Source organism: Nonomuraea sp. NPDC005983 (genome assembly GCF_040614375.1).
Classification (GTDB): domain Bacteria; phylum Actinomycetota; class Actinomycetes; order Streptosporangiales; family Streptosporangiaceae; genus Nonomuraea.
The window spans coordinates 15,756-28,847 of record NZ_JBEXUP010000027.1 but is presented as its reverse complement, the minus strand read 5'-3'; the positions used below and the strand labels follow the sequence as shown (position 1 = coordinate 28,847).

The 13,092-nt window shown below is 66.4% G+C and carries 11 protein-coding genes and 1 pseudogene; 7 read left to right on the top strand and 5 right to left on the bottom strand.

Features of this window, described 5'->3' with window-relative positions; all coding sequences use genetic code 11:
• The first annotated feature begins 31 nt into the window (after positions 1-31).
• Entirely contained in the window at positions 32-607 is a 576-nt protein-coding gene (locus tag ABZ297_RS15185; protein WP_355345228.1) for a TetR/AcrR family transcriptional regulator, read from the top strand.
• A gap of 291 nt (positions 608-898) precedes the next feature.
• The gene (locus ABZ297_RS15180; RefSeq protein WP_355345225.1) at positions 899-1,069 is read left to right on the top strand and encodes a hypothetical protein; all 171 of its coding nucleotides are present in this window, start codon (positions 899-901) and stop codon (positions 1,067-1,069) included.
• Positions 1,070-1,285: 216 nt separating this feature from the next.
• Here the strand turns inward: ABZ297_RS15180 and ABZ297_RS15175 are convergent, their stop codons facing one another.
• On the bottom strand, positions 1,286-2,704 hold the full coding sequence (locus ABZ297_RS15175; RefSeq protein ID WP_355345222.1) for a hypothetical protein: 1,419 nt from the start codon (positions 2,702-2,704) through the stop codon (positions 1,286-1,288).
• 339 nt (positions 2,705-3,043) lie between these two features.
• Complete coding sequence (locus ABZ297_RS15170; protein ID WP_355345219.1) at positions 3,044-4,501, bottom strand: MDR family MFS transporter; 1,458 nt, start codon at positions 4,499-4,501, stop codon at positions 3,044-3,046.
• A gap of 746 nt (positions 4,502-5,247) precedes the next feature.
• Here ABZ297_RS15170 and ABZ297_RS15165 point away from each other — a divergent pair.
• The gene (locus ABZ297_RS15165) at positions 5,248-5,916 is read left to right on the top strand and encodes a hypothetical protein (RefSeq protein WP_355345216.1); all 669 of its coding nucleotides are present in this window, start codon (positions 5,248-5,250) and stop codon (positions 5,914-5,916) included.
• Positions 5,917-6,333: 417 nt separating this feature from the next.
• Here ABZ297_RS15165 and ABZ297_RS15160 read toward each other — a convergent pair whose 3' ends face one another.
• A complete protein-coding gene (locus tag ABZ297_RS15160) occupies positions 6,334-6,759 on the bottom strand; it encodes a hypothetical protein (protein ID WP_355345213.1) in 426 nt (141 codons plus the stop codon).
• 336 nt (positions 6,760-7,095) lie between these two features.
• On the opposite strand from ABZ297_RS15160, the gene ABZ297_RS15155 reads away from it, so the two are divergent.
• From ABZ297_RS15155 to ABZ297_RS15145, 3 genes and pseudogenes are all read left to right on the top strand, one after another.
• Positions 7,096-8,235 carry an alpha/beta fold hydrolase gene (locus tag ABZ297_RS15155; protein WP_355345210.1) on the top strand — a complete coding sequence of 380 codons (1,140 nt, stop codon included), beginning with the start codon at positions 7,096-7,098 and terminating at the stop codon, positions 8,233-8,235.
• A gap of 302 nt (positions 8,236-8,537) precedes the next feature.
• Positions 8,538-8,834, top strand: coding sequence for a hypothetical protein (locus tag ABZ297_RS15150; RefSeq protein ID WP_355345207.1), 297 nt, complete (start codon positions 8,538-8,540; stop codon positions 8,832-8,834).
• A gap of 132 nt (positions 8,835-8,966) precedes the next feature.
• A pseudogene (locus ABZ297_RS15145) lies at positions 8,967-9,467 on the top strand (transposase family protein); the annotation flags it as partial.
• A gap of 165 nt (positions 9,468-9,632) precedes the next feature.
• On the opposite strand, the gene ABZ297_RS15140 reads toward ABZ297_RS15145, so the two are convergent.
• Entirely contained in the window at positions 9,633-10,133 is a 501-nt protein-coding gene (locus ABZ297_RS15140; protein ID WP_355345204.1) for an HIT domain-containing protein, read from the bottom strand.
• 456 nt (positions 10,134-10,589) lie between these two features.
• Positions 10,590-11,579, bottom strand: a complete 990-nt coding sequence (locus ABZ297_RS15135; protein WP_355345201.1) for a helix-turn-helix transcriptional regulator — start codon at positions 11,577-11,579, stop codon at positions 10,590-10,592.
• 120 nt (positions 11,580-11,699) lie between these two features.
• On the opposite strand from ABZ297_RS15135, the gene ABZ297_RS15130 reads away from it, so the two are divergent.
• On the top strand, positions 11,700-12,830 hold the full coding sequence (locus ABZ297_RS15130) for a hypothetical protein (protein ID WP_355345198.1): 1,131 nt from the start codon (positions 11,700-11,702) through the stop codon (positions 12,828-12,830).
• Positions 12,831-13,092: the final 262 nt, after the last annotated feature.

The window sequence follows — 13,092 nt, the reverse complement described above, 5'->3', positions numbered from 1 at the left end:
TCCAGTTGAGTATGCGGAAGGGGCGTTCCAGATGTCGGCATCAGAAGGGCGCGGACGCAGAGCCGACGCCGTACGCAACAGGCGGCTCGCGCTGGAGGCGGCCACGGCGCTGCTGGCCGAGCCGGGGGCCGCCCTCACGGTCGAGGCCATCGCCAACAAGGCCGGCTTGGGAGCGGGAACCGTCGTGCGCGCCTTCGGCGGCAAGGACGCACTCCTTGACGCCGCCGTCTCAGGCCTGCTCGAACCGGTGGCGCGACGCGGCCGGGATCTGCTGAACGAGACCAGCCCGGAGCAGGCCCTGCGTACCTTCCTCGCCGAGTTGATCGCCTTTCAGTCCGCACATCACGCCATCAGCGATCAGTTCGGCGGCCTGAACCTGCCTGCCACCACGGCGCTGCGAGCCGAACTCGTACGGGTTGTGGAGGAGATGGTCACCGGAGCTCGGCAGGACAGCGCGATCCGTACCGACATCGATCCCGCCACCACCACCGTTCTGATCGGCGAGCTCGCCTACGCGGTCGCGCGGTCACGGCCCGCGTCCCGGCAGCTCACCGACGCTTTCATCACCGTGCTCATGGACGGGCTCCGCCCGCGACCACCCGCTTAGCAGATCAGAGCCCGGTGGCTGCCGCCAAAGACTGCACCCGGTGCCGGCGAAGCCGACGGTCAGACGGTCACCTGTGCCGGCCCGCGGCGCGGGGTGATCCAGTTCCGCTGCCGTCCATCGTCGCGACGTACAGGCCCATGCGGCGCACGAACTGCCCCACGGGCCCGAAGGCCAGCCGGCGGGTCGTCGAGTGCAGCCCGTCGGCCCCGACGACCGCGTGAGCGCGACCATCGAACGGCTCCGGGCCACGCGGACCGCGTCTCGGCCGCCAACGCCGAATGGAGCGCCTGCATGCGCGCCGACCCGGCGATCTTGCTCCGCGTCTACGTCCACGTCATCCACGAACAGGCGGCCACGGCTGCCGACAACTTCGCCCAGGCCCAGGCGGATAGCGGCGAGCCGGCCGAGAGCCACCGTGTTAGCAAGATCGCGACATTGTCCCCGCAAAGAGAACGCCCCTGAGGGCATAGTGCCTGCTCAGGGGCCTTCTGCTGCGGAGCCGACGAGGGGAATCGAACCGCGGACCTTCCGTTCGCAAGCGGAAGATCCACTGCGGCCTCTACGCCGCCAGGCCCGCCCTGCCGCCGGTTGGAACTCACCGGAAGGCGTGTGCCGGCTGAAAGCGAGGCAGGTCGACGGAGGACTCGGGCACCACCGTCGTGATCCGCGCCTACCGGATCACTGGATGGCGCCGGAGGTTGTGAGGAGGTCCTGGTACCAGGTGTCGTACGGGTGGTTGGTCGCCGGATAGTTGGCCGGCGGCGTCGTCGCGTTGCTCGCTGAGTCGAAGTCCCAGCCGCGCACGAGCCGTCCCGCCTGCCGCGCCGCGGTGATGAACGAGGACTCGGTGGCGGGCGCCGCGTAGAACAGCGCGCCCTGCTGGAGCTCCGCGCTGTCGCCCTGCTGGAACTCGTCGAAGGCGGTCTGCTGGTAGCGGATGCGGTCGCCGGTGTACCTGTCGGTGTCGATCCGCAGAGTCTGGGACGGGGTCGGGCCGTCGGCGCCGTTCCACACACGCACGCGCGACGTGCCGCTGGTCGAGGTGCTCTTGTCATAGCGGGCGTCGGAGGTCTTGGCGTTGCCGCTCCACGAAACCGTCATCGTGCCGGCGTTGAGCACGCCGTCCCAGTTCCAGTTCTGGCTGTTGCTCTGGCTGCGGTGTATCTCGCGCAGCCGGGTGCCTGCCGCGTCGGTGAACCTGACCGTCGGCAGGACGCCGTTGTCGTACTGGCGGGCGGGCGACCAGGTGATCTCGCCGTCGGCGTCGAGGTGACCGACGTGGTACCACAGCGTGGTCGCGTTCTCGGACTGGTGGACCTCGACCAGGTCGCCGTTGTCGTTCAGCGCGACGGCCGGCGTCACGCCGGTGTCGTACTTGCCGTGGCGTAGCCAGGTCACGCGGCCGTCGGCACCGTAGGCGCCGGTCCAGTACCAGAGCGCGCCCGCGCCCGACTCATGCACCTCGACAACCTGGCCGCGGCCGTTGATCGCGACGGCCGGGTTGTAGCCGACGTCGCGTTTGTACTGGGTGCGGGTCTTGCCGTCGCCGGAGATCAGAGGGAGCACCCGGCCGCGCAGCGTGTCCACCGTCGGTGGGCTCGCAGGGTAGTCCTTGGCCCAGAACAGCCGTGAGCCGAAGACAGAAGTGAGCTCCTGGTTGAGCGCGGCCAGGTTGCCCGCGGCGTAGGAGGCGTTGTCGGTCAGGTCGTCTTTGATGTCGAGCGCGACCACGATCGGTGCGGCGGTGGGATGCTGCGCCGACCAGGTGTTGATCACGTTGAGCCAGTCACGCAGAAGGTTCGACGCGGGGTTTCCCGTGTGGTCGACCAGGTTGCCAGGAGAGTCGTGGCCGATGGAGTAATCGTGCGAGGTGGCGTAGCCGTTGTCGTGTATGTCGAGTTCGATGAAGCGAATGCCGTGGTCGAGTTGGTAGGCGATCGAGTTCTTGGCGCCGTCGACGTTGCCCGAGTAGCTGTTGTGCGTGGCGCGGAAGATCGCCGAGGGTAACGGTGGATCCGCTGCCGCTTCGGCGGGTCCACCGATCAGCGCGGACGCGGCGACGGCGAGCGCGGCCAGGACGGTTCTTGATCGGGACATCCTTCGATCCTCACGTCGGGGATCTTTCCAGGGAATACGATCACGCGCTTCCGGCCAACCCCGCCAGGTCGATTGACTTAACCCCATGGATACATATGGCTGTGACCAGCAGACCACCGCCAGGGGATGAAAAGGGGTCACTGGTCGACCGAGACGAAACCTCACCGGGAGGGGCGAGGTGGCCTTCGGGTAGTACGTGGATGCTGCGAGCGTCGGCCCAGATGGTCACGGTCCGTCCGGCATCTGCGGCGGCGAAGTTGATCTGCTGCTTGTCGGGCAGGCACAGCCCACCCGACAAGAGAGATTGAAGCGTCCCACTCCACCGCCGTCACGCCGGCTTCATCGGCCGAGCCCCTCGTGCTCGCCGGCGCTGTCCGCTCGGGCCGGCAGGAGCAAGGCGGTGACGACCACAACCACGGACAGCACCGCGCCGATGATGAAAGCCAGCCGCATGCCGTCGAGGTTGGCGAGCGCCTCCGGGGCCCCAGCGGATCTCAGGACATCGGCTCGCGCGCTCATCACGGTGATCACGAGCGCGGTGCCGATGGCCGCGGAGACCTGTTGCAGCGTGCTCAGGATCGAGCTGGCGTGGGAGTAGAGCGACGGTGGAACTGCTCCGAGCCCGACGGTGAACACCGGGGTGAAGGTCGCGGCCAGACTCACCATCAGCAGCGCGTGCAGACCGAGGAGCTGCCAGAACGGCATGGTCATCGTGACCTGGGTGAAACCAGCGAGCGCGAGCGTGATTCCGATCGCGCCGGGGATGACCAGAACCCGGCCGCCGAACTGGTCGAACAGGCGGCCGACGGCCGGGCCGAGCAGCCCCATCGCGAGGCCGCCCGGCATCACGAGGAGTCCGGTCTGCAGGGCGCTGAGCTCGCGGACGTTCTGCAGGTACAGCGGCAGCAAGATCATCGAGCCGAGCATCGCCATGAAGGCCACCGACATCAGGACCAGCGCGACCGTGTAGGTGCGGTGGCGCAGGGTACGCAGGTCCAGCAGCGGCACGCCGCGCTTCTGCAACGACAGCTGGCGGACGACGAAGACGGCGATGGCGACCAGGCCGGCCGCCACGAACGCGACGGCAACACGGACGTCGCCGCCCTCGAACCGGCTGAGCCCGTAGACCAGGCCGCCGAAGCCGGCAGCCGCGGTCACCACACTCAGCCAGTCGACGGTGCTGAACTGGGGCTCTCCGACGTTCTTGAGCTGCTTCAGGCCACGCCATGTGATCACGGCGGCGATGGGGAGCACCACGGCGAACAGCAGCCGCCAGGACCCGAATTGCAGGATCACCCCCGAGACCGTTGGGCCCATGGCGGGCGCTACCGAGATGGCCATGGTGACATTGCCCATCACCCGGCCCCGGTCTGACTCGGGCACCACCTGCATCAGTGTGGTCATCAGCAGCGGCATCATCACGGCCGTCCCGGACGCCTGGATGATGCGGGCGCCCAGCAGCACCTCGAACGACGGCGCGACGGTGGCCAGCGCCGTGCCGAGCAGGAACAAACCCATCGCGGTGGCGTACGCGCGGCGGGTGGACACCCGCTGCAGGAACCATCCGGTGATCGGGATGACAGCGGCCATGGTCAGCATGAAGGCGGTCGAGAGCCACTGCGCGGTCTGCTCGGTGATGTGCAGCGCGCCCATCAGTCGCGGGATCGCATTGATCATGATCGTCTCGTTGAGGATGACCACGAACGTGGCGAGCACCAGCAGCCGGATCACGGCCGGGGTGCGACCTGAAACGGCGGTCGCGGATATGGCAGGTGAGTCGAGCTGTGGGCTGGACACGGCACCTCTATCGGGGTCGTCGGACATGACATGGTCATGGCTGGCGTCCCAGCCGTGAGTCTCACAAGAAGTTGTGGTCATGCAAAGACTGACCGGCACCACCGACAAAACTCATCGCCCTGCCCAGCATTCCGGCAAGTGATGCGAAATGTAGTTCAGAAATTCCAGGACGCGAGGCGAAAGAACCGAGATGCCAGCATTCATCTTGCCCAGTTCGCCGCGCGGACCAACCCTTGATCCGAGGAGCAGAACTTGACGTTCGATGGACCCGCTGGATGACCGCCGGGCCGGTGATTGTCGCCGCCACCGGCCTGTTCACCGCAACGGCACAGTCCGTCCAGGCCGACACTCGATGTGACGCACGTCGTAGATCTCGATTCGAGCGTGGCCGAAACCGCGTCTCTCCCGTGTGGATACGCCGCGCCGAGAGCAGCCATGGGTGATTGAGGAGTGGCACTACGAAGAGGAGGAGTAGGTCTTGGCCTGCGCGTCCAGCGGCTCCCCACCCACTGCCGTCGTCCGGCCCGGGGGAAGCGGGCCAGGGTCACGGGGACAAGGTGGAGCCCCCAAACTGGAGGAACGACCTTGGCTCCGTGGCCCTGGTCTGCTCGGCTTGTCCCGGGTCGATGGCGGGGGGATGATCAGGCTTCCTACGTCAGCCACGTGCGGCCTTCGGCGATGGCAGGCGGTCATCCCGGAGCCGGAGCGCCCCCGCCGGGGGCTTGATCCATTGCATACTTTCTTCGATGCATGACTACGCCGATTTCTTCGCCAGGGGGCGTGTCGCGCTCCTTGAGGGTAAAGCCGACTACGAACGGCCTCCGGTCGAAGGCGGGGCACGATGGGGGGCCGCTGCGGTCCTGCGGCCCGTCGGTCTTGTTCTTGAACAGTTAACGGACCTGGCCAAGTCCGTGGGCGAAGCTGCCGGACCCGGCCACTGGATACACGGGTGTGAGACTCTCCACTTCACTCTGCGGTCGCTGGAACGCTACCGTCAGGTTGTTCCGGATGATGATCCATGCCGTCTTGCGTACGCGGCCTCATTGGGTGAGGCTGTCGCGGGGTTGCCTCCGGTTCGGATTGAGTTGCGTGGAGTGAGCCCGCATGTAGGCGGGGTGCTCGCCGTCGGTTACCCCGTTGACGACAACCTTGTGACCCTGCAAAGGCGGTTCGCTCAATCGCTGCGTTTCCGCGGCGTGGGGGACTTCGAGTCGTGGGTACGTGACCGTTGGTACGTGAGTTTGGTGCACTTCGCCGCGCCGGTGACCGATCCGGAAGCGGTCGTGGATTGGTGCGATGAGCATGCCGACGTTCCCATCGGCCTCGCGGAGATCAAAGCAGCCGACATCGTCCAGGCTGTCCACACTGGTGTCGGCATACGCCTGAACACGCTGGAGCGGTCGGTTCTTGCCTGAGCGGTAAGGAAGAGGCGTCTTCAGGAATGCGGGGTCACGTCCACGGACGTGACCAGCCGCTGCCCTCGCGGGCGAGCATCTACCGGGTTCGGTGGCAAGAGGATCCGCACCGCAGGTCCGCCAGGCCCGAGAAGTAGAAGCCTCACGGCAGCGGCGACCAGGGCCAGCAGGATCAAGACGCTCCGCACGAAACCTCTCGACCTGGGACCCTCGAGTCGTCTCCGCCGCACCTGTGACCCGAACGTGACACCGCGCTTCTCTCCATAAACGATGCCGTATCCGATCACGTCGTCCCATGACGTTCACACACCTGCGGCCACCGCTCCGCGTCTTCGCCATCCTTGTGATTCTGGGCAGCCTGACCGGGTGTCTTTCGGCCAGCGGCCAGAATCGGGTACGGGGCCGAATGGCCCGGGTTCACGCCCTTGTGGGTTTCTTGGCGCTTGGTGTGGCTTTTGTGGCTGGCGCCTTGCGCTCCTTCGAGGCGGGCTCAGGCTTGGCCGTCGCGGAAACTTCTCTAAGCCCCTGCGCGGCCTCGTGGCTCACGCTGGTGATCATCTCGCGACCGCGGACGGCGAGATCGTCGTAGAGCCTGCTCGCCTTGGTCGCTGTGGTGTCTGCGTACTTGCGGACCCTCCCGGGCAGGCTCTTGGCAACGGTTTCGCGTGCCTTGCCCGGCAGTTCCTTGGCAGTCTCGCGGACCTTGCCCCGGCGGGCTCCAAGCTGCTTCCTCAGCCGATTACGCAGCGTGCGCAGGTTGTCGACGGCGTAGCCTCCCGCGCCCGCGACTGCGTAGAACGGCTTGGACTCGGTGATCTTCTTGATCTGATCGGTGAGCGTCATAGGTGCTCCCCGGCAATCTCTTCTAGGAATCGGGCCGTTGAGGCCCGTTTGTGATCGTTTGCTGCGCTGCCGACCGGTGCGTGCGCCACGAGCCGACGCTGCGTAGTGCCGCTACCCAATCCGCAGCACCCATACGTGCAGGCTGCTGCTTTACGGCATGCGAAACGTCACCCTCGATCCGGTGCCCCCGCGTCTGAGGTGACGCGGGCGGACCTCCAGGGAGGCCGAAATTTTCCCGGTCACCCCGACTCAAAGGTAAAAATTTCGCCTGTTGCCATGACATGACTCGTGTTTGCCGTTGATGGGGAGTTAAGGTTGCCGGACTTTGGTGTCCCCATGACCGAAGTAGGGAGGGATGGGCGAAGGCCCGCCGCGATGTGGAACGTTCCGTTGTTGTCCTCAGTGACATCCGCTTTCACCCCCATCACCCACCTTGGGGGCGACCTACTCCGGGCAGGGACGCAGGCCGTCGGGAAGGTCTGCGGCTGGGCCGGCGAACTGTCGGCTGCGGTGCTGGCGATGCCCGCACCGCTGGTCACCAGTGGCAGGACCATTCCGCCTGCGGCTCCCTCCGCCATGGGGCCTTTTGTGAAGGTACGCCCGCCGGGTCTGGCCCCGATGGCCGTGGCGTACGAACGGCGCGGAACCGGCGAGCCGGTGGTCTTGCTGCACGGCATCGGGGCGAACCGGCAGGCGTGGGACGCGGTGATGCCCTTGCTGACAGCCGAGCACGAGGTGATCACAGTAGATCTGCCGGGCTTTGGTGAATCCCCCGATCTGCCCGACGGTCTGCCCCACGACCTGCCCACCGTCGTGGCGGGGCTGGGTGCGGTGTTCAGCGCGCTCGGGCTGGAGCGGCCGCACGTGGTCGGGCATTCTTTGGGCGGGCTGATCGCGTTGCGGCTGGGTCAGGCCGGTCTCGCCCGCACCGTGACTGCGGTGGCCCCGGCCGGATTCTGGAGCCATACCGAGCGGTGGTACGCCTTTACCGTACTGAACGCGGCCCGTCAGATCGCGCGCCTGCCGGAGTCGATCACGGCGTGGCTCTCGCAGACGATCCTGGGGCATGCGGCCTTGACCGGCACCCTGTACATGCGCGCTGACCTGGCCACGCCGGAGGCAGTGGTGGCGTCGCTGCGTGCTCTACGCCAGGCGGTCGGGTTCCAGGCCACCATGCGCGCCGGGCGCACACGGGACCTGTTCGTCGGGGACATCCCCGGCCTCCCGGTGACGTTTGCCTGGGGCACAGCCGACCGCGTCCTGCCGGCGCGCCAGGCGGCACGTGCGGCTGCCATGATCCCCATGGCGCGGATGGTGTGGCTGCCTGGATGCGGCCATGTGCCGATGAACGACGCGCCCCAGCTGGTCGCGCAGATCATCCTGCAAGCCACCTCCCCAAACTCCACCGCCGAGCGACGTGGCACCGACTCCAGGCCGGAGTTGCCTCTCGCCCTTCACGCCGCGGGCATTTCCTAGTCGAAGTGCCACGCACCCGCGCAGCAGCAGATGCGAGCTTTCATCCCGTGGAAAGTGTTCACAGAGTCCACACTCAAGCAATCAGAGAAATAAGAGTCTGAGCAGGATCAAGGCCGAGCGTCCAGACACCATTTGGCATGACCATAGAACGTGAGGGAAGTCACATGTTGAGTCCAGGCCAAGCACGATGGGCGATCGTGCTCGCGCTTGGCCTGCTCGTTGTCTGCGCCTGCGCAAGCCGGGCCACCTCTTCGGACGGTGCCGAGTCTTCGCAAATAGTCGTCAATCTTTATATTGACGCCATGAACAAGCGCGACAAATTGGCCTTTGCAAAGCTGATCCCACCTCGTAATGATGCCTCGAAGGAAATCGAGCGACGTATGGCAAAGTTTGGAGGGATCAATATTCGCCTGCAAGATGTTGTCCTCGAACCAGACTATGGACCCGAGGAACCCTTAGCGCATTTGCGGGGTGTAAGCGACGCAGGGACCTATAGCGAGACCATTCGTCTCTCGCAGATCGATGGGTGTTGGTACCTCGGCCTCGGACGTGGGGCACCCATAGTCCCTTCCGATAAGACGTCCGCCAAGGGCCACTGAGCCATTGCCGGTAACGACCTGTTGCTCTCGGTAGCGGGCGAAGTCGACTGGCGCTCCAAGTGATCAGAAAGCGTAAAGCCCCTGGTAGAAGTGGTCTTGTCTAGAGATCAACTTCCGAGCCAGAGGCTTCACGTGCCCACAAGTGTCACATACACCGCGACCTTGAGCATCCAGCGGGAGACCGTGCTGTTCCTGGCCGCTCTCCTGCGCGAGGAGCGCCACCGTCGCGGTACCCGGCGAGGCCGTCGGGCGATCACTTGCTTCACCCAGGCCGTGCTCATCCTGCGCTGGTTTCTGGACAACACCCGGATCAAGCAGCTCGCGATCGATCACGGCATCAGCGGCACGACCGCCTACCGCTACCTGCACGAGGGCATCGACGTTCTCGCTTCCATGGCACCTGACCTGTGCCAAGTCCTAGAAAGCGCCAAGAATGCAGGCCGTACGCACGTCAATCTCGACGGCATCATGATCGCCACTGACCGGGTCAGCACTCCCGGTCCCCATGGCGCCGATCGCTGGTGGTCGGGCAAGCATAAGCATCATGGCGGGAATGTCCAGGTCATCTCTGCCCCGGACGGCTGGCCGTTATGGGTGTCGGATGTGCGGCCGGGCCGCGAGCACGACATGACCTGCGCCCGCCGACATTGACAGAACCCGCCTGACAATCCCGGACTCGGCAGCTAGCGGGAGCAGGGGAACGCGTGGCGCATTGTGCATGGACAGGATGATCTACTTAAGGCGGCCTGAAAGACCACTCGAGTGGACGCCTCTTTCGGACCACGAAGGCCGCTCAAGCTATGTGTCCAAGGCATTCCGCATTTTGGCGGCCAGGGCTGCGGCCTCCTCAGACGTGTGCTCGATGATCCCATTTTCTGCCATGAGGGCGTGGTATTGCTGCTGTTCGTACGGCACACCAGGTGGCAGGGCCGCGATGTGCCAGTGCAGGTGGGCGTTTCCCTGCTGGCTGCCCAGGGACAACAGATACGTTCGCTCGCAGGGCACACTTGCCTCCAATGCCAGAGCGACTCGGCGCACAACCCGCATCACCGCAACGAACTGGTCCTCAGTAAGGTCTCGGACGACATGTTCAATGTGGGCTTTGGGTGCCACGAGGACATAACCCGGCAGTGAGGCAAAGCGTGCAAGAAACGCGATGTGCTCGCCGTCGTCGTAGACGATCTCCTCCGGCTGGTCGGGAGCTCTGCTGACGATCGCGCAGATGAAGCACGGTCCCGTCCGGGAACGACGGCTGTAGCTTTCCACGTCGAACGGCACACGCTTGATCGAACCAGTCATCAAGGCCCTTCTCGTAAGTGTGAAGGTCTGCAGGGGCTGATCATCTTATGGGCCGCTTCGGCTTCAGGCAGGTTACTGCCAATGATCGCGTGCCAGATCCATGCCAGATGCCACGGGAAACCAGGAGGAATCACGGGAACTCACGGGCGATCAACGCGAGAGGCCCGTCACCGCGTTTCCGCTGGTAACGGGCCTCTTTCTGCTGGTGGCAGGTGCAAGGTTCGAACTTGCGTAGGCTGAGCCGACAGTTTTACAGACCCGCCGCGAAAACGCGCTGACCAGTGGTTTCTATTGTCAACACACCCCAACGGGAACGCATGGGGAACGATCAATGCTTAAAGCCTCTGTGGAGCGATCGAACTCACGCGCATCCGACGTATCCGGCCCTCACCCGAACGGCTCTCTCTCCGCCACGGAGCACGGCGCACGCCGGGCGGCCCGGTCACGCCACGGCGGTCAGGAATCCGCGTCCCACCAGCCGCGGCGCGCCGCAAGCAGGCCGGCCTGGAAGCGGGTGCGGGCGCCGAGCCGGTCCATCAGCTCGCTGACCCGCCGGTGCACGGTGCGCAGGCTCACTCCCAGCTGGCGCGCGACCGCCTCGTCCTTGAGCCCGGCCGCGAGCAGCGCGAACAGCTCGGGATCCGGCATGTCCGCCGGGCGGGAGGGCGCGTCGAAGATCGGCAGCGGCAGCGCCGACCGCCACAGGACCTCAAACAGGGTGACCAGCGCGTCGAGCAGCGACGAAGAGTGCACGATGACCGCGCTGTCCGAGTGGGCGGACGCGTCGGCGCTCAGCGGCAGGATGGCGGTCCTCCGGTCGGCGATGGCCAGCTTCATGGGCACCTCGGGGCTGACCCTGGCCTGCTCTCCGGCCGCTGCCGACTCCTGGGCGAGGCGCAGCTTGCCGGGGATCTCCAGGGCCGAGGCGTCGTAGATACCGCGCACCAGAAGGCCGTGCGCGAGACGCTCCATCTCGGGGGCGTTCTGCTGGGAGGGGTCCTGCGCGTACGGTGGCCGGTCGAGCACCAGGAGCTCCTCGGTCGCGGTCTGCTGCAACTGCGTGAACCGCTGCACCACGGCCGCCTGCCCCTGCACGACCTCGACCAGTTCCTCCGGGGCCAGGTTCTCCGTTCGCGGCGTCTCAGCCAGCAGCGCGAGCGCGGCCAGCCTGGCCTGGGCCAGCCCCTCCTCGCGGCGGGAGATGAGTGCGGCCACCGCCACGTCGGGCCTGGTCGGCACGTACCGGACCGGGCGCCCCGCCATGCGGCTGACCAGGCCGAGCGACTCGAGCCGCGAGCACGCCCGGCGCAGGGCCACCGTGGTGCGGCCGGTGTGCGCGGCCAGCTCGGGCAGCGTGGCGCGCGGCCGGCGCAGCAGCTCGCGGTAGATCTGCTCGTCCTCGGCATCCACCCCGACCGCCGCGAGCGCGTTGTCGTCCGCGTTCATGATCGATCAGTGTGTCAGATGCCTGCAATGGCGTAAATCAGCCACCATCAAGACCTAGCCTGAGCATCGAACTCACCGATAGGAACGGACTCGTAAGACATACCTGTCGGGGAGGCAGTGTTGAAGAAGGCATTCACCATCGGACTCGCGACCGCGCTGACGGTCCTGTCGGCCGCCACGCCCGCCATAGCGAGGGACCAACCCTCCGGCGACGGCTTCGACGGATTCGGATGGAGCCAGCCGACCTGCCAGACGGTCGCCGGCGATGGTTCTGTGACGTACGCGTGGAACGACGGCAAGCAGATCGCGCCCACCACCAAGCCGGCGCGGCCGATCGTCTACACCACGGGTCTCGTCGCGCTCGACAGTCCGAACCAGTTGCTGGCCATGTCCAACAAGCAGCTGTTGGCCTCGAACGACGCGGGCTGCACCTGGACCGTGACCGGCGAGGTGAGCGGCTCGCACATCGAGCTGGTCGCGGCCCGGGGCAGCCGGGCCTACGCCTGGGACCGCGACGGCAACCTCGCGCTCACCACACCCGAGGGCATCACGCCCCTCACCGCGCCGGCCGGCGACCTGATCGGGCTCGGCGTGGACCGGAGTAACGGCGACCGCCTGCGGACGTCCGACCTCGAAGGCCAGCTGTACGAGTCGCAGGACGGCGGGCGCACGTGGCAGCCCGTCGGGGTGCCGGCCTGGTCACCGAGCAACACCCGCATGTCCTACACCGCGGTGTTCGACCCGCACGACCTGGACCACGTGGTGCTGGGCGCCTCGGACACCGGTGCCCGCGTCACCTTCGACGGCGGCCGCACCTGGGCCTCGGCCGAAGGGATGACCAAGCCCGGCGACAAGGTCAACGTGTTCAGCGCCGCGATCTCCCCGGCCGCTGGGAACGTCGTCTGGGCGATGGGGCTCAACCTGGCGGAGCTGAATGCCGGCGTGCCGTCCGGCGGCCGACACATCTACCGCTCGGACGACGGAGGCAGGAACTTCACCCCCGTCGTGGACCAGAACCGGGCGGTCACGATTCCCAACGGACCGCTGCTCGCCCCGCACCCGAAGGACGCGGACGTCCTCTACTTCGACTTCGGGACCGGATGGTCGTCGATCGGCACGGACATCTACAAGTACGAATCCCGTAAGAACCGCGTCACCATCAACCACAACTCCTACGACCGGGTCACCTCCATCGCCTTCAACCCCGCCCACCCGAATGTGATGTACCTGGGGGTGGCCGAAGAGGTATAGCGCCCGCACCCGCTCAGACGCCAGGAGGCGATCCCGCGGCCCGCGGGATCGCCTCCTGGCGCGAGTTCTCGTGAAGTGCGGAGCTGAGCCCGCAGACGGCCGTGACAAGGATGCCGGCCTTCCCGTCGAGTTAAGGCGGAGGCACGCGGCTACGAGCTGGCGGTGTCCCGTCGCAGCGCCGGGTTTAACCACGCCCTGGCCCGCTTCGGCATGATGGTCCAGATCAACGAAGCCGACGCCGACTCGCGCGAGCTGCTGGTCG

What these genes read in the sequence shown, in the direction of transcription:
- ABZ297_RS15185 (WP_355345228.1), top strand. Translation starts at nt 32, where the DNA reads ATGTCGGCATCAGAAGGGCGCGGACGCAGAGCCGACGCCGTACGCAAC.
- ABZ297_RS15180 (WP_355345225.1), top strand. Translation starts at nt 899, where the DNA reads ATGCGCGCCGACCCGGCGATCTTGCTCCGCGTCTACGTCCACGTCATC.
- ABZ297_RS15175 (WP_355345222.1), bottom strand. Translation starts at nt 2,704, where the DNA reads ATGTCCCGATCAAGAACCGTCCTGGCCGCGCTCGCCGTCGCCGCGTCC.
- ABZ297_RS15165 (WP_355345216.1), top strand. Translation starts at nt 5,248, where the DNA reads ATGCATGACTACGCCGATTTCTTCGCCAGGGGGCGTGTCGCGCTCCTT.
- ABZ297_RS15160 (WP_355345213.1), bottom strand. Translation starts at nt 6,759, where the DNA reads ATGACGCTCACCGATCAGATCAAGAAGATCACCGAGTCCAAGCCGTTC.
- ABZ297_RS15155 (WP_355345210.1), top strand. Translation starts at nt 7,096, where the DNA reads ATGACCGAAGTAGGGAGGGATGGGCGAAGGCCCGCCGCGATGTGGAAC.
- ABZ297_RS15150 (WP_355345207.1), top strand. Translation starts at nt 8,538, where the DNA reads ATGAACAAGCGCGACAAATTGGCCTTTGCAAAGCTGATCCCACCTCGT.
- ABZ297_RS15140 (WP_355345204.1), bottom strand. Translation starts at nt 10,133, where the DNA reads ATGACTGGTTCGATCAAGCGTGTGCCGTTCGACGTGGAAAGCTACAGC.
- ABZ297_RS15135 (WP_355345201.1), bottom strand. Translation starts at nt 11,579, where the DNA reads ATGAACGCGGACGACAACGCGCTCGCGGCGGTCGGGGTGGATGCCGAG.